Source organism: Corynebacterium macginleyi (assembly GCF_003688935.1).
GTDB classification, from domain to species: Bacteria; Actinomycetota; Actinomycetes; order Mycobacteriales; family Mycobacteriaceae; genus Corynebacterium; species Corynebacterium macginleyi.
Window position 1 is genome coordinate 153,552 of sequence record NZ_REGE01000002.1, and the last position, 16,752, is coordinate 170,303.

The following is a 16,752-nucleotide window of genomic DNA, read 5'->3' on the forward strand; positions in this document are numbered from 1 at the left end:
AGCTTAAGTAGCACGACTGGAAAGGATCTTCACCCAGCATGACGCCCTTTGGCCCTCACTTCGATGCCGCCGCTCTGCGCGATCTGGCCCCAGAGTTAGCGGAGGCTTTCTCGCATGCCGGTTTTACTACCGATGGTTTAGCAGGGCATTTGGGCCCGGAACTTACGGAGGCGCTCTACCGTGGTGAGCCTGCCCCAGTGGCGCGCGGAACCGCGAGCGATTCCCAGCTCGATGTACTCATTCGCTTCTTCCTGCTGCATGAGCATTTGCCTGCCACGCTGCTTGCCGATGCCCTCGGGGCCCGCCTTGCCGCCAAGCTGCTGGATGCCAGCGTGGCGCTTTCCGATGATCGCGGCAATATCTACATCGCCCTTGATATCCGGCCCCATATCATCGTTGGATCCAATCGCCTCGTTTTTTCCGATGTCGATGCCTCGCTGGTGGAACACGTCCCCGGCGCGGATCACGTCTTGGGCGTCGGAGCGGCGAGCCTCTCGCTACTGCAATCGACGCCGGTGAGCCCGGTATCAACGGTACTTGATCTGGGCACCGGGTCAGGCGTGCAATTGCTGGGTCAGCTCGAGTGCGCGCGCAGCATTACAGCGACGGATGTCCACCGGCGTGCGCTTGATTTGGCCGCAGCAACCGTTGCTGCTGCGGGATCCAGCACCGAGGTAGAGCTTGTAGAAGGCTCGTGGTTCGAGCCCGTTGCGGGACGCACCTTTGACCGCATCGTTGCCAATCCCCCGTTCGTCGTTGGCCTGCCCGAGGTGGGCCATGTCTATCGCGATTCTGGTCTGAATTTAGATGGGGCTAGTCAATTGGTGGTATCCCAGGCAGTTGAGCACCTCACCCCGGGCGGAACAGCACATTTGCTCGCCGCCTGGGTGCACACCAGTGGGCACACCTGGCAACAGCGCGTGGCCTCGTGGCTGCCGGATAAGGGTATAGCTGCCTGGATAATTCAACGCGATATCGCCGATCCCTGCCTCTACGTATCCACTTGGCTCAAGGATGAATCTTTGGATGTGCGCAGCGATGAGGGCAAGGCCCGCTCCACGGCTTGGCTGGATCATTTCCACGACCACGAAGTCACAGGTGTCGGGTTTGGATTCGTCGCCATCCAAAAAATCGCCGCTAATGAGCCCTCCGATATCTTGGCCGAAGAAATGCCACAGCACTTTAGTGATCCATTGGGACCCGAAGTGGAAGAATACTTCGCCCGCGTGGCGTGGCTGCGCGACTTGGTGCCTGGTGAGTTGGAAGGCAAGCACTTCCAGGTGCGCCCTCAGCTGGCGCAGGAAGAAATCAGCGTGGCCGATACCGATAACAAACAAGGATTTAGCCGGGCGGTCATCCGGCTCACCCGTACCGATGGACCCCGGTGGAGCCACGAAGTCGATGAGCACTTGGCCGCAATCGTTGCAGGCCTATCTCCCCAGGGGCTCAACCTTGGCGATACCGTGAGCCTTTATGCTGCCGCGCACGGCTTCGATGAAGCAGAGCTGACTGCGGGCGCGCTTCCCGCCATTATCGATATGGTCCGTCACGGCCTGCTTATCCCCGCCGATCTGCTGCTCGAGGATAAGGTTTCCCCGGCTGCCCACACCGATTAGCACTTAATAGCCTTAATAGCACCGTACAGCCAAGAAAGGAAGGTTCTTTCATGCGCGCAGTACTAACCCGTGTGTCCGAAGCCGCGGTCACCGTAGCGGGCGAAACCGTCGGCGCCATCGACTGCCCGGAAACCGGCGGGATTTTAGCCCTCGTCGGTGTCTCTAGAGAGGATGTGGTGGATTGGAAACCGCGGGCGGAAAAGATGGCCCGTAAGATAGCGGAGCTGCGCATCCTCGAGGGTGAAGTATCGGTTGCCGATGCCGGAGCGCCGGTGCTAGTAGTAAGCCAGTTCACACTTTACGGCCGCACCGCCAAGGGGCGGCGCCCATCGTGGGTCGATGCAGCCCCCGGAGAAGAGGCCGAGCCGGTCATTGCGGCGATCGTCGCAATGCTGCGTGAGCGCGATATCACGGTTGCAACAGGCCGATTCGGGGCGGTGATGCGCGTATCCTCTGTCAATGAAGGCCCCTTTACGGTTGTGGTCGAGACCTAATGCCCTCTCCCGTATTCTCTCATCACCAGGCGCTTCCTTACTCGCGTGCATATTCACGCCCGCAATTGACGAGGAACTGGCCCGCAACGCACCTCAGTCTATCTAGCTATACATATTGGAGGGCGCAGCGCAAGTTTTGAGAGGGTGATAATTAACCTACTCAGAATGTAATAATTTATTATCACCTTGCATCGTTGTGGGCTTATACTTGAGACGTAACGAAGCGAATGGGCTGGACAAGAGCGAAAAAAATTTATTTTCAACCCCTTGGCCGCACACACTGGTAAGAGAAAACTTTTTCTCACTCCAGGGTGGCAGGAGCCCGCAAGCTTCGGTCAACCCCATGCAGAGGAGGAAAGAAAATGTCCCACAAGCTCTTGCGCCACGGACAAGTCGAGCACCCAAAACACGGCGCACAAATTGCAGAACAACTACCCGCGGAAGAAATGCCCCCCGCGGAGGGGATAGACACCCCCTTCGAAGGTCGAAAAAGCGCCCCAGCGTGGAACAAAGAAGACACCGTATGGATGCTCTCGCTGTTCGGCACCGCCATTGGCGCAGGCGTACTCTTCCTTCCTATCAACGCTGGCATCGGCGGCATCATCCCGCTGCTTATTATGACGGTCGTCGCCTTGCCGATGACCTATTGGGCCCACCGCGGCATGACTCGTCTGGTCCTTTCCAGCTCAAAGCCGGATGGCGATCTCACCGACGTCGTGGAAGAACACTTCGGCGTGAAAGCCGGCGTGTTGATGAATATCCTGTACTTCCTCTCCGTCTACCCCATCCTATTGGTGTACTCGGTAACAATCACCAACACGGTCAATTCCTTCTTGGAAAACCAGCTGGGTATTAATCCTCCGGACCGCTGGCTTACTTCGCTGATTCTAGTAGGCGGCCTCATCCTGGTGGTGCGTATGGGTAAAAACGTGGTTGTCCACGTCATGTCCTACTTGGTCTATCCGTTCATCGGCATCCTGGTCTTGCTCTCGCTGTACCTCATCCCCAAGTGGAATACCGCACTATTTGATACCTTCGACCTCAACGTCGCGCGCGAAGCCTCCGGCCACAGCATGGGCGTTACCTTGATGCTCTTGGTGCCAGTCATGGTCTTTTCCTTCAACCACTCGCCCATGATTTCTTCCTTCGCCGTTGACCGCCGCCAGACCTACGGCAAGTACGCGGAATACAAGTCCCGCAACATCTTGCTCCGCGCGGAAATACTCATGGTCGTCGTCGTAATGTTCTTCGTCTTCTCCTGCGCGCTGAGCCTATCGCCCGCAGATATGGCGGAGGCCAAAGAGCAAAATATCACCATCTTGTCGTACTTAGCCAACCACTTTGATAACCCCGTCATCCAGTGGATCGCCCCCATCATCGCCATGATTGCCGTAGCTAAGTCCTTCTTGGGCCACTACCTGGGCGCTGCCGAAGGTTTTGAGGGTCTCCTAGTCAAAGGCAACAAGAACGCAAATAAAAATGATGCGGAATCCAGCCACAAGCTCGATACCATCACGCTCATCTTCATGCTGGTTACCGCATGGCTCATCGCCTGGGCAGATCCTTCCATCCTCGGCATGATTGAAACCCTGTGTGGTCCGACCATCGCTATCATGCTGTTCCTCATCCCGATGATTGCTATCCACAAGGTCCCGGCGCTCGCCCGCTTCAAGGGCAAGGTCTCCAACTACTTCGTCTTCATCATGGGCCTTGTCGCCCTCGCCACCATCATCTACTCCATCGTGCAGGCTTTCTAAGTAGCCCTGACTACTCAGGATTTTCCAGGAGAAAACCATGTTCATCAGCATCTTCGATATGTTCAAGATTGGTATCGGCCCCTCAAGCTCACACACGCTCGGGCCAATGAAAGCCGGCAAAGCTTTCGTCGACGAACTTAAAGAAAAAGGCCTCATGGATAAGGTCACCCGCGTCCAGGCCAACGTATACGGCTCCCTCTCGCTGACCGGTGTGGGCCACTCCACTGACAAAGCCATTCTGCTGGGCCTGGCAGGCGAAGAACCAGAAACGGTCGATATCGATGGCATCTCCGCCTTCATGAAAGAGATTAACCAGAGCGAGACGCTACTTCTCGGTGGCACCCACCAGGTGAGCTTTCCCAAAGACGGCGGCTTCTACTTCCACGATGATTACCTCCCCATGCATGAAAACGGCATGTGCCTTATCGCCTTTGCCGGCGAGGAGGACATCCTGCACAAGACCTACTACTCCGTGGGCGGCGGGTTCATCGTCAAGCAAGAAGACTTCGCCACGCGCAGCCAGGATACTGTCGATGTTCCATTCGCCTATTCCAGCGCGGAAGAATTACTCGCGCTGTGCGAGACTCATAATATGACCCTTCCGGAGCTTGGAAGGGCCAATGAAATGGTGCTGCACAGCGAAGAGGACATCAACGAGCACCTGCGCAAGGTCCGCGATGTTATGTACACAGGCATCAAGCGCGGCTCCACCACCGATGGCCCCCTCCCTGGTGCCTTGCTCGTACCGCGCCGCGCCGCTGCCCTCAAGCGCAGGCTGGAGCAATCAGACCCTCACGATGGCCTCAACATTTTGAGCTGGGTAAATATGTTTGCCTTGGCCATTTCGGAGGAAAACGCCTCCTGTGGCCGTGTCGTCACCGCACCTACTAACGGCGCATGCGGCGTCGTGCCTGCGGTACTAGCTTATTTCGATGAATTCGTCGAGCCAGTCACCCCAAGCATGTTTGCTGACTATATTTTCGCCTGCAACCACATCGCTGCTCTCTACAAGATGAATGCCTCCATTTCCGGTGCAGAAGTAGGCTGCCAGGGAGAAATTGGCGTCGCTTGCTCCATGGCTGCGGCCGGGTTAGCTCAACTCATGGGAGCGACACCGGAACAAGTCTGCGTGGCTGCCGAAATCGGCATGGAACACAAATTAGGCCTAACCTGTGACCCAGTCCTAGGCCAAGTTCAAATCCCCTGCATCGAGCGCAATGCAGTAGCCGCGGTAGATGCGATTACCAGCGCACGTATGGCTTTAGACCGCGAAAGCAAGCCCTGCGTAAGCCTCGATGAGGTCATTTGGACCATGTACAACACCGGTAAGGAACTCAACGCTAAATACCGGGAGACCTCCCAAGGTGGCCTCGCCCTAGCGGTGCACCCGCCAATTCCGGTATGCGGTTAATGCCGGCAACCTAAGCTCCGGAGAGGGCGCCTTTAAAAACGAGGGGGTGAGTACTTGGGCACGGCCGGGTACTCGCCTCCTTAGTCGTTTCTTTGCGGTGTATTCTCAATAATCTGACAGGAATTAAAAGGACATGCTTCAGCTAATGAATCTTTCTAGCAGCCATGCCCCCGAAGAAAACTTCCTCGAGCAATACATACCACTCGTCGATTTCCTCGGTCAGGCCATGGGCCCCAACACCGAAATCGTGCTCCATGATCTCGATGTACCCGATAAATCCATCATTGGCATTGCCAATGGACACATCTCCGGTCGCGAACTCGGTGGCCCGGTCACAGACTTTGCCCTCTGGTTTATGAAACAAGGCGACGCGGCAGCCGTTCCTATGATGACCGGATACCGCGCAGTCAATGGCGAAGGAAAAGTCTGCCGCTCCTCGAGCTATTTCCTCCGCGACGCCACCGGCCATATGCGCGGCATGCTATGCATCAATGTGGAACTATCCGAGCTTATCCAGATCCGCGATGCCGCTGATACGTTGATTGGCGGCGCCGAAGCCCCGGCTCTCGATAAGGCGAAGGCCTTCGGTGGCTACCCCGGCACCACCGCACCGCCAAAAACTCCCGCATTGGAAGCGGCTGCGAATAAAAAGCCGGAAGAACCCTATAGCGAATCGCTGCGCTCCAACGTCGAGCACCTGTTGGACTCCATGCTGGATTCCGCGATTTCCACCCATTCCACCCCGGTCACGTCCATGCAGCGCCATGAACGGCTTGAAGTCATCGCTACCCTGGAAGATGATGGTTTCTTCCTTCTCAAAGGTGGTATCGCCGCAGCAGCCGCTCGGCTCGGAGTATCTGAACCCACGGTATACCGTTACCTCGTCCAAGTCCGCGGCTAAGATTTTCGTTCCACGTGGGCGTGGCAATCTTGCTACATTCACGTGGTGCATGTGCTGTCCGGCGCCCCTAAAAAGGTAGGATACAACAGCCGGCGAGTCGCTGTTTTTTACCAGTGCGAGATACGTGGGAACTAAATGCGTCCCGACACCGTTGTAGCTTATGAAACAGGCGACAATTTCAGGAGGCTAAGAGATGACGAACCCATCTGCCAACACCGCCAATGGTACTTCGACTGCCCCTACTGATGAGGAACAAGAAGTAGACCGTGGGTCCCGCCGCAATCAAACCAATGACAATCCCTCTGCGGACCTGGTACGCGTCTACCTCAACGGAATTGGCAAAACCGCCCTACTGAGCGCCGAAGACGAGGTTGAACTCGCGCAGACGATTGAAGTGGGCCTGTATGCAGAGTACAAGCTCAATAACGCAGATAAGCTAACACGCGCGGAAAAACGCGACTTGAAAATCTTGGCCCGCGAGGGCAAGAAGGCCCGTTCCCACCTGCTAGAGGCAAACCTCCGCCTCGTCGTCTCCCTGGCCAAGCGCTATACCGGCCGCGGAATGCCGCTTTTGGATCTTATTCAAGAGGGCAACCTTGGCCTTATCCGTGCTATGGAAAAGTTCGATTATGCCAAGGGCTTTAAGTTCTCTACCTACGCCACGTGGTGGATCCGTCAAGCTATTACCCGCGGCATGGCGGATCAGTCGCGCACCATCCGCCTTCCGGTTCACTTGGTGGAGCAGGTGAATAAGCTCTCCCGTATCAAGCGTGAGATGTATCAGTCCTTAGGCCGCGAGGCGACCAATGAGGAGCTGTCGGAGGAATCCGGCATCGATGAGGACAAAATAGAGATGCTGCTGCGTCAGTCCCGTGATCCGGTCTCGCTCGACATGCCCGTTGGTACCGATGAGGAAGCCCCGCTGGGTGATTTCATCGAGGATGCTGAGGCTACCGATGCTGAGACTGCTGTTGTAGCCTCCATGCGCCACTCCGATATCCGCGGTGTCATCGATACACTAGAAAAGCGCGAGCAGGATGTCATTCGCCTGCGCTACGGCTTGGATGACGGCGTGCCACGCACCCTTGACCAGATTGGTCGCCGGTTCGGACTCTCGCGCGAACGCGTACGCCAAATCGAGCGCGAGGTCATGGCGAAATTGCGGGATGGCAACCGTGCTGACCGCCTGCGCGAGTACGCGCTATAAAATTTTTCGCCCCCTAGACACTCTTTAATCGCGACCTCGAATATGCCGCCGAAGATTTCTCAATGCACTTTCGAGGTCGCGTTTTCCATGCAAGCGGCGAGCTCAATTCAGTCTCCTAATATCGCTCCAGCAAACTTAGGGCCACTTAAGCTAGTCTAGATACAAAATGTAAAAACACAGTCTGCCTTGTGCACGGCACGCATTACTGTTTTCGAAGAAAGGTATGCCCACGTGAGGGACCTCGTTGATACTACTGAGATGTACCTTCGGACCATTTATGAATTGGAAGAAGAAGGCATCACTCCCCTGCGCGCCCGGATCGCCGAACGCCTAGAGCAATCCGGACCTACTGTGTCCCAAACCGTAGCTCGCATGGAGCGCGATGGCCTCCTTCACGTTCGTTCGGATAGGAGCTTGGACCTTACTGAAAAAGGACGCGAATTGGCTACGGCGGTTATGCGCAAGCACCGCCTCGCAGAGCGTTTGCTTACTGATGTCCTCGGGCTCGAGATCAGCAAAGTCCACGACGAGGCCTGCCGCTGGGAGCATGTGATGAGTAAAGAGGTGGAAAAGCGCGTGGTAACAGTCCTCGATGATCCCAGTCGTTCTCCTTTTGGCAACCCAATTCCGGCGCTGTCAGATTTGGGGGTTCAGGTCCCCGAACCATCGATTGGTACACGGGCTATTGATCTCCCCAATGGGGAAGAAAAAACCGCCAAGATTATTCAGATCAATGAAATATTGCAGGTAGATGAGGCTACCTTCCGGGAACTTGTACGAGCTGGAATCCGAATCGGTACCGAAGTCACCGTGGTCAATAATGACGGCACTATTTCGCTTACCACTGACGAGGGCACGACCGTCACCTTGGCAGATAATCTGGCACACGCAGTGCGTGTGGAGGTCTAGGCCATGAAGCTTCTGGTTACTGGCGGTGCCGGCTATGTTGGCAGCGTATGTTCCGCAGTCCTCGTGGAGCAAGGCCACGACGTCACCATCATCGATAACTTTTCTACGGGCAACCGGGATGCGGTGCCGCACGCGGCTCGCGTGGTCGAAGGCGATGTGGCAGACAAGGCCGCAGAGGTACTGGGGGAAGGCGAGTTTGAGGGCGTCTTACACTTCGCCGCTCGCTCGCTCGTTGGTGAATCCGTGGAAAAGCCGGACGTATACTGGAAGCACAACGTGGTGACTACGCTGCGCTTGCTCAACGCCATGCGCGATAACGATGTGAAAAGCCTTGTCTTTTCTTCCACCGCGGCCACCTACGGCGAACCGGAACAGGTTCCTATTACTGAGGACATGCCGGCCCAGCCCACAAACCCCTATGGTGCTAGCAAACTAGCTATCGACTACATGATTTCATCTTTTGCACAGGCATTTGGGCTCGCAGCCACGTCCCTGCGCTATTTCAATGTAGCCGGTGCCTACGGCTCCATCGGTGAAAACCGCAAAATTGAAACCCACCTTATCCCCATTGTCCTGCAAGTTGCATTAGGGCACCGCGATAAGATTTTCATTTATGGCACGGATTGGGATACCCCGGATGGAACGCCGGTGCGCGACTACATCCATGTCTGCGATCTTGCCGATGCCCACGTGCTAGCTCTCCACAGCAACACCCCCGGGACCCACCAAATCTATAACTTGGGTTCCGGCGAAGGATACTCCGTCAAGCAAGTCATCGAGATGTGTCGCAAAGTAACCGGCCACGAGATTCCGGCGGAAATCGCCCCACGTCGTGCCGGAGACCCAGCCACGCTTATTGCGTCCTCGGAAAAAATCAAGCGGGAATTGGACTGGAATCCCCGACACACTGACTTAGAAACCATCGTGACCGACGCATGGAATTTTACTCGTCAACTCGGCGACCGGGCTCATTCAGCACACCGCTAAGCAATGCCACCGCCAGCAATTCCCGCTGCCTCCCGTGCGGCGTCACAACCGCGGATCAAGCTAGCAACGAGGCGTTCCCCCATTCCACTGCGATATGCTTGGGCAATGAGCTGGCTCAGATTGTGCCTCGGAGCCTCATCAATGGCGACGGTAAGCGCTGGGCCTGCATAAACCCCAAATCTCTGCGCCACCTGAGTCGCTGCATATAACGCCAAGGCGTTGGAGCGGATAATGCCGCCAAAAGTGCGCGCCGTAGCTAAGAGCAACGTACCAGCCGCATGCGAAGATTCAACAAGGTTCCGGATAACCAGGTCGCGCATCCACGTCGTCGACATCCACATCGCAGCCGCGCAGAGTAATTCTTCGTTTTCCAAGGTCTCTTCCAAAGTTTCTACCTCGCTGAGCACATACTGCACATCCGCAATGAGGCGCTGGACAACACGGATGGGATCCGTGATGCCATAGCCATGGCCGGCTCGCATCTGCCGGGACAATTCCTCTGCGCAGCGCTGCATGGATGCGATTTCATCTTGCCCGAAGTAAGGGTTATGCGGGGCGAATTGCTGGACGAGCTCGTCACGGGAAAGCTCTGGTAGGGTGCCGTTTTCTACGCAGGCGCGCATGGAGGAACTAGTGGAAATAGCCGGAATTATTCCTTCGGTCCAGGCTGGCATAGGGCCTTCGCCGTTTTCAGTACTACAGCCGAATACCAGGTCATAGGCAGTCGATGTCGCAATCTCTTCCACCAACCAGCAGGCATCGATTCCGGTACCCTGGTCATCTTCGAAATGATAGAGCGACTCGATTACTTCCCAGAGCTCCACTTCGGCGCGCTGAGAAATAATAAAACATAGAATGGCTTCTGGACTTCCACAGTGAAAGGCATTCATGATCTCGGGCAGGGCCGCGGGAACATCGGAAAGGTCGAAACGGGCAACAGGTCCCATGCTGCGACCCGTTGAAGTTGGTTCGATAGAGATGAGGACGATGGATTCGGCTGGGAAGAATCCGAGAATTCCTGGAATATTCGCAAGGATGTCCCCGGGTGTACGGATGGGTTGTTGTGGTGTTGTGATCTTCATGGCTCCTAGATTCGTGGCCTACGGCAAGTACCGAAAGCCCAGAACAGACCGATGGCCGAAATCTGTGGACAAGGTAGGCGGAGGGAGACATCGGCAAGCAGTTATGCACAGGCTCGCCGCCGTAACCCTGGCGCGGGCTGTTTCGTTAGGGCATAATGATTTATTTAGCTATTTCGCGGACGCTGTACTGAATACCGAACGCGCGTGGGAATAGTGCGGTCCTGGCGGTCGTTGATCTAACTTAAGAGACCAAGGAGGTAACACATCATGCACGAACAAGAGCGCAGCATGTACGAATTGGAGTACCCCGCTCCGGTGGTCAAAGACAATTCCGGTGAAGGAAAGGGCCCAACCATGGTCGTTGCCATGCACGGCTATGCCGATGCGGGCCAGGCCGTGGAGTCGAGCGCCGATCATCTCAAGGCTGCACTGGGAAACCGCCAACTAGCCTCATTTAACTCGGACGAGCTCATTGATTACCGCTCCCGCCGCCCCGCCGTCACCATCGATAACGACCGAGCCCTCGAGATAGAACCGATGGACTTGGGACTGAAGGTACTCCGGGATAATTCCGGCAAGTCTTTCCTCCTTTTATCCGGTCCTGAGCCAGATTTGCGCTGGGAAGCTTTCACCACGGCGGTGGTGAAGCTGGTTGAGAAATTCGATATTGAAGACACCATCATGCTCTACGCCGCGCCGATGCCCGTGCCGCACACGCGGCCCACCGTGGTCACCGCGCATGGTTCTTCCTCCCGCCTGACGGAAGGCATGGTCTCGATGGATTCGACAATGATGGTTCCCGGTGCCGCCGCGCTCTACATCGAAAAGGCACTCGCGGATAAAGGTCGAACTGTAGCGGGCTATACCGCGCACGTGCCGCACTACCTGGCCGCCTCCCCTTACCCGCAGGCAACCCTAGAACTCCTTGATTCCGTGGCCAAGGCAGCCCAACTCAATATTCCGCTGGGCAGCATTGAGGCGGATATTTCTCGCGTCGAGGGCCAGCTGGAAGAGCAGGTCACCGGATCGGAGGAGATTGAAAGCGTCGTCCAGCAATTGGAGCAGCAGTACGATGCCTTCATGGAACGCTACCGCCAAGAGCACCCGCAAGCCATCATGCCAGGTGAAGAACCCTTACCCAGCGCAGAGGAAATCAGCGAAGAATTTGAGGCCTTCCTCGCCTCGCTCAATGAGGAGGATAGCAAGGGGTTTATCCACACAGATTTTGATGACCGCGAAGGCTCTGTCGATGACAGAGACTTAGGCGACGATATCTAACGAACTCGCCCCTATCGCCGCTAAGGTGGTAGGGGTGAATTTATCTCAACAGCTGCCAGATTTAACGGAAGTACCCGAGGCCTTCATAGATGAGGCGATTTGGGATACTTTTAACTCGTGGACCGCCAGCAAGGGAATCAATTTATATCCCGCGCAGGAGGAAGCCTCGCTCGGCATCCTGGCCGGAGATAATGTGATCCTCGCTACCCCTACTGGCTCGGGAAAATCCATGGTAGCCAACGCCGCCCACTTTATCGCCCTAGCCCGCGGTCAACGCAGTTTTTATACCGCGCCCATTAAAGCTCTGGTAAGCGAGAAATTTTTTGCGCTCTGTGAAATCTTCGGCGCGGAAAACGTAGGTATGATGACCGGCGATGCCACCGTGAACGGCAACGCCCCCATCATCGCCGCCACGGCCGAGATCGTTGCTAATATCGCGCTTCGCGATGGCGCCGCGGCCGCCATCGATCAAGTAGTTATGGACGAATTCCACTACTACTCCGATCCAGATCGTGGCTGGGCGTGGCAAGTTCCACTCCTAGAGCTACCCAAGGCACAGTTTCTCTTGATGTCTGCCACCCTCGGTGATACCGACTGGCTGCAGGAGGATCTCACCCGCCGCACGGGGCGCGAGACCGATCTCGTGGCCGGATCCACCCGGCCGGTGCCGCTGGACTTTTCTTATGTTTTCAGCGCGGTGCACGAAACCATCGAAGAGCTACTCGCTGATAAAAAAGCTCCCATATACGTCGTGCACTTCTCCCAACGCGAAGCAGCAGAGCGAGCCCAGGCCTTGACCTCGCTTTCTAGCATCATAAGCACAAAGGAAAAAGAAAGCATCGCTGAAGAAATCGGCAGCTTCCGCTTTACCACTGCCTTTGGCAAAGACCTTTCTAAGCTATTACGTAAGGGCATCGGAGTCCACCATGCGGGAATGCTGCCCAAGTACCGACGCCTAGTAGAGCGCCTCGCGCAACGCGGTCTTCTCAAGGTTATTTGCGGCACCGATACATTGGGTGTGGGAATCAACGTGCCCATCCGCACCGTGTTGATGACCGGTCTAGCCAAGTTTGATGGGCAACGCCAGCGCATCTTGAAGTCGCGTGAATTCCACCAGATTGCGGGGCGTGCTGGCAGGGCGGGCTATGACACAGAAGGTACCGTGGTCGTCGAGGCGCCTGAGCACGAGATTGAAAATGCTAAGGCCCGCAGGCGCATTGGCGATGACCCAAAGCGGCTGAAGAAGCTTAAGAAGAAATCCGCGCGCGAAGGCGAAGTCTCGTGGTCCGAGAAGACCTTTGCTCGGCTGACGCAAGCAGAACCGGAGCAGTTGACTTCGCAATTCCGGGTCTCGAATTCGATGCTACTCAATGTCTTAGCGCGCCACGGCGATGGCTACGCGCATATGCGCCAACTCTTGCGCGATAACCATGATCCCCGCAGCAAGCAAAACAAGCATATTCTCACCGCCCTCGACCTATTCCGCGGATTGGTTGATTCCGGCGTGGTCCAAAAATCCACCAAAGGGCTAGATATCTACGGCCGCCCCTACCACCTAGTGCGGGAGTTACCGCGAGACTTTGCCCTGAACCAACCCCTTGGCCCCTTTGCCTTGGCCGCGCTCTCCTTGTTGGATCCAGAGACGGATAGTTATCACCTCGACGTAATCTCGGTCTTTGAGGCCATCCTCGACGATCCTCGGCAGGTGTTGCAGGCTCAGCAGAAGAAGCGGCGCGGGGAAGAAATTGCCGCGCTCAAGGCGGACGGAGTGGACTATACCGACCGCATGAATATCGTGGAAGATATCACCTGGCCCAAGCCTCTAGAAGAGCTACTCGAGCAGGCCTACGATACCTTTGCTGAAACCAATGCGTGGATAAAAGAATTCGAGCTGCGGCCGAAATCCGTCGTGCGTCACATGGTAGAAAATGCCATGACGTTCTCGGACTTGGTGTCCACCTACGGCTTATCCCGGTCTGAAGGAGTTATCCTCCGCTACCTCACCGACGCATGGCGGACGCTGAAGCAGTCCATCCCGGATGAATACACAACACCCCACATTGAAGACATCATTGTCTGGTTAGGCGAGCTTATCCGCCAGGTGGATTCCTCGCTTGTCGATGAATGGGCACAAATGGCAGGTGACGATTCCCCCATCGATCAAGATACGCTCGACCGCGAACTAGCCTTTGGTGTCGAAGACCCTACTGCTCTGACTGCCAACCGCCGGGCCTTTGGCATTATGGTGCGCAATTACATGTTCCGACTCACCCAACTCTTCGCGCGGGAGGAAGAAGACCACCTCGCCGCGGTATTGGATTATCTAGACCAGGTTCCCGATTTTGGTGCCATCCTGGATGACTATTTCGATGAATACGACGATATTGATACCGGCCCCGAGGCCCGCGGACCAGAATACTTCCAGTTAAAAGAATCAAACTCCCGCAGCTGGCCCGTGCGGCAGATCCTCAAGGATCCGGCAGGGGATCGCGCTTACCACTTCGTTGCCATAGTCGATCTGGACGCGTCCGATCAAGCAGGTGAAGTCCGCCTTTCAGAGTTTCACGTCGAATACTAAGCACACCCGAGTTGAGTATAACGGCGTAAGCAAACTCTCCCCTGCAACCAGAATCCTAGGAAGAGAAAGGAACCAGTAACCGGGATGGTAACCGGCTGATTAAGCAGGGTCCTTAGCGTGCAGCCTCGATCTGGACTGCCTGCGCGACTGCTTGAATAACAGAAGCAACCTTGATGGCCTCCCAGATCTGTTCCTTCGTCACGCCGGCATCGCTAATCTTCTGGGTATGTGCGCCCAAGCAGTGCTCGCAGCCATTAATAGCGGAAACGGCGATGTTCCACAGCTCGAAGGTAGCGTCCTCCACCCCGGGCTTAGAGATGAAGTTCATCCGCAGACCAAACTTGACCTGTGCATAGTCATCGCCCAACCACCCCTTAGCGCGGTAGGCAACGTTATTCATTGCCATCACAGTGGCAGCGCCGTAGGCAGCGTTGATAGCTTCCTCAGAGAGGTGCTCTTGCGCTTCCTCCGCAATTTCAGAAATCACGGTGTCATTGCGGGTAGCTGCTGCCGAGGCCAATAAGGCACCCCACAGCTGCTCTTCATTCAGCTCGGTCGTGCGGGTCAAGGCACCGAGGTTGAGCTTCTGATCCTTGGCGTATTCCGGCAGTGCCGACTTCAAGTTTTCGATAGACACGGTCTCTCTCCTTCTAAATTTTTGCTCAGTGACTTAAATTTCAAGAAAGATGCGTGCTTACCCGCCTTACGGGCCGAGAAGCACGCACACTTAACTGAGGTTTAAAGCTGGGCCTGAACGACATCCATCTTGTCGATGTTCTTGGTTGGGTCGTTCTTTTCCCAGTTGCAGGCACAGACCTCTTCGGACTGCAGTGCGTCGAGGACGCGCAGGACCTCGTCAACATTGCGGCCGACAGCATCCGGGGTAACGGAGACGAACTGGATGACACCATCTGGATCGATGATGAAGGTCGCGCGGTCAGCAACACCGTCAGCGTTTTCTACACCCAGCGCACGGATCAGGTCGTGGCGCACATCGGAGAACATTGGGAACGGAACTTCCTTGAGCTCTGGGTGGGTTGCACGCCAGTTGAAATGAGCAAACTCATTATCGGTGGAGCCACCCAGTACCTGGGTGTCGCGGTCCTGGAACTCCTCGTCCAGCTTGCCAAAGGCAGCGATCTCGGTGGGGCAGACGAAGGTGAAGTCCTTAGGATAGAAGAAGACGACCTTCCACTTGCCTTCGTACTTATCCAAAGAAACCTGCTCGAAGTAGTCCTCTGGCTGGCTAGCGTTAACATCGTGCAAGTCGCCACCGGTCAGGGCGGTGAGGTTGAATTCTGGGAACTTTTCACCAACGGTCATAATCGGCATGTTCTTCAACTCCTAGTTTATAGGGTAATCTTTTATGTTTACGGCGGTCCCATACCTAGGACCTTGGGCCGGACCCGCTCCGGCCCGACACCTAAGACAATACCATTAAATTCGGTCCCGTCAATAGCAAATCCTATAGATAGATGTTAGAGTGATAGGCATGTATAATAAAGAATATCGACCAACACTAGCCCAGCTGCGCACGTTTGTCACCGTGGCTGAGAATAAGCACTTCGGCACCGCGGCCGCCAAACTGGGGATTTCTCAGCCTTCCCTCTCCCAAGGTCTGGTAGCACTCGAGCAGGGACTCGGTGTGCAACTCATCGAGCGCTCCACCCGCAAAGTAATTGTCACCTCAGCCGGCGAAACCCTCTTGCCTTATGCCAAATCCACCCTCGAGGCCGCCGACACCTTCCTCGCCCACGCCCGCGGCGCTCATGGCACACTGGCTGGCCCGCTCACCATCGGCGTTATCCCAACTATCGCCCCGTATATACTCCCCGACTTGCTGGCGATGATTTCGGCAACCTACCCGGAGCTTCAGCCGCGCTTTGTGGAAGAGCAAACCCAGCACCTTATCGCGCGCTTGCGCAACGGCAACCTCGATTTAGCCGTCCTCGCCCTGCCTTCTGAGGCCACGGGCATGGTGGACAGTCCCCTGTATACTGAGGACTTTGCCATCGTCAGCCCGCCCGATCACCCCATTGCCGGGCGTACCGACGTCCGGGTCGCGGAGTTGCGGGACTTGGACTTGCTGCTGCTTGACGATGGCCACTGCCTCCGCGACCAAATCGTCGATCTCTGTCGGCACGCCCACGTCAACCCGGCAGAGGCAACAAATTCCGTCACGCGCGCCTCGTCCTTGACCACAATTATGCAGCTGGTCATGGGCGGGCTCGGCTGTACCCTTATCCCCAAGTCCGCGTTGGCCACAGAATGTCACGGTAAAAACCTCGGCGTGGCACACTTTGCCCCCGATGTCACAGCCGAACGCGAAGTCGGCCTCGTCTTCCGCTCCTCCGCCGCACGCAGTGGAGAGTTTCGCGAATTCGGAGCCCTCATTACGGCAGCCTACAAAAAGGCCTTGGACCGCTCGATACAGAGCCAAAACTAAAACGCCTCTATATTCTCGCTGACGTTCGCTCGGCCCTCGGTGCGATCGCAGCGCTACGCACGTTTAAGGTCACCGAAGCCGTGCCT

The 16,752-nt window shown here is 56.2% G+C and carries 14 protein-coding genes; 11 read left to right on the forward strand and 3 right to left on the reverse strand.

Going from position 1 to position 16,752, the window contains the following annotated elements:
* The first annotated feature begins 38 nt into the window (after window positions 1-38).
* From D9V82_RS02490 to galE, 8 genes are all read left to right on the forward strand, one after another.
* Entirely contained in the window at window positions 39-1,616 is a 1,578-nt protein-coding gene (locus D9V82_RS02490; RefSeq protein ID WP_121910812.1) for a DUF7782 domain-containing protein, read from the forward strand.
* Window positions 1,617-1,666: 50 nt separating this feature from the next.
* On the forward strand, window positions 1,667-2,110 hold the full coding sequence (gene dtd / locus D9V82_RS02495; RefSeq protein WP_121910813.1) for a D-aminoacyl-tRNA deacylase: 444 nt from the start codon (window positions 1,667-1,669) through the stop codon (window positions 2,108-2,110).
* Between the two features lie 446 nt (window positions 2,111-2,556).
* Window positions 2,557-3,867, forward strand: coding sequence for an SLC5/6 family protein (locus D9V82_RS02500; protein WP_183122424.1), 1,311 nt, complete (start codon window positions 2,557-2,559; stop codon window positions 3,865-3,867).
* 37 nt (window positions 3,868-3,904) lie between these two features.
* The gene (locus D9V82_RS02505) at window positions 3,905-5,278 is read left to right on the forward strand and encodes an L-serine ammonia-lyase (RefSeq protein WP_121910815.1); all 1,374 of its coding nucleotides are present in this window, start codon (window positions 3,905-3,907) and stop codon (window positions 5,276-5,278) included.
* A gap of 133 nt (window positions 5,279-5,411) precedes the next feature.
* Window positions 5,412-6,179, forward strand: coding sequence for a helix-turn-helix transcriptional regulator (locus D9V82_RS02510; protein ID WP_121910816.1), 768 nt, complete (start codon window positions 5,412-5,414; stop codon window positions 6,177-6,179).
* A 193-nt stretch (window positions 6,180-6,372) separates the two neighbouring features.
* Window positions 6,373-7,386, forward strand: coding sequence for a sigma-70 family RNA polymerase sigma factor (locus D9V82_RS02515; RefSeq protein WP_121910817.1), 1,014 nt, complete (start codon window positions 6,373-6,375; stop codon window positions 7,384-7,386).
* A gap of 231 nt (window positions 7,387-7,617) precedes the next feature.
* Complete coding sequence (locus D9V82_RS02520; protein ID WP_121910818.1) at window positions 7,618-8,295, forward strand: iron-dependent transcriptional repressor DtxR; 678 nt, start codon at window positions 7,618-7,620, stop codon at window positions 8,293-8,295.
* 3 nt (window positions 8,296-8,298) lie between these two features.
* Window positions 8,299-9,282 (forward strand): UDP-glucose 4-epimerase GalE, encoded by a 984-nt coding sequence (gene galE, locus D9V82_RS02525; protein WP_121910819.1) that lies wholly within the window; start codon window positions 8,299-8,301, stop codon window positions 9,280-9,282.
* Here galE and D9V82_RS02530 read toward each other — a convergent pair.
* Entirely contained in the window at window positions 9,279-10,364 is a 1,086-nt protein-coding gene (locus tag D9V82_RS02530; RefSeq protein ID WP_121910820.1) for a DUF4192 domain-containing protein, read from the reverse strand. The two genes, galE and D9V82_RS02530, sit on opposite strands and share 4 nt — an antisense overlap.
* Window positions 10,365-10,631: 267 nt before the next feature.
* Between D9V82_RS02530 and D9V82_RS02535 the strand changes: the two genes are divergently transcribed.
* A complete protein-coding gene (locus D9V82_RS02535; RefSeq protein WP_121910821.1) occupies window positions 10,632-11,642 on the forward strand; it encodes a proteasome assembly chaperone family protein in 1,011 nt (336 codons plus the stop codon).
* A gap of 34 nt (window positions 11,643-11,676) precedes the next feature.
* Window positions 11,677-14,220, forward strand: a complete 2,544-nt coding sequence (locus tag D9V82_RS02540; RefSeq protein ID WP_121910822.1) for a DEAD/DEAH box helicase — start codon at window positions 11,677-11,679, stop codon at window positions 14,218-14,220.
* Between the two features lie 112 nt (window positions 14,221-14,332).
* Here D9V82_RS02540 and ahpD read toward each other — a convergent pair whose 3' ends face one another.
* Both ahpD and D9V82_RS02550 read right to left on the reverse strand, forming a co-directional pair.
* Window positions 14,333-14,857, reverse strand: coding sequence for an alkylhydroperoxidase, AhpD family (ahpD, locus tag D9V82_RS02545; RefSeq protein WP_121910823.1), 525 nt, complete (start codon window positions 14,855-14,857; stop codon window positions 14,333-14,335).
* A 101-nt stretch (window positions 14,858-14,958) separates the two neighbouring features.
* Entirely contained in the window at window positions 14,959-15,552 is a 594-nt protein-coding gene (locus tag D9V82_RS02550) for a peroxiredoxin (RefSeq protein WP_121910824.1), read from the reverse strand.
* A gap of 160 nt (window positions 15,553-15,712) precedes the next feature.
* Here D9V82_RS02550 and D9V82_RS02555 point away from each other — a divergent pair, with 160 nt between their 5' ends.
* Window positions 15,713-16,666, forward strand: coding sequence for a hydrogen peroxide-inducible genes activator (locus tag D9V82_RS02555; protein WP_121910825.1), 954 nt, complete (start codon window positions 15,713-15,715; stop codon window positions 16,664-16,666).
* Window positions 16,667-16,752: the final 86 nt, after the last annotated feature.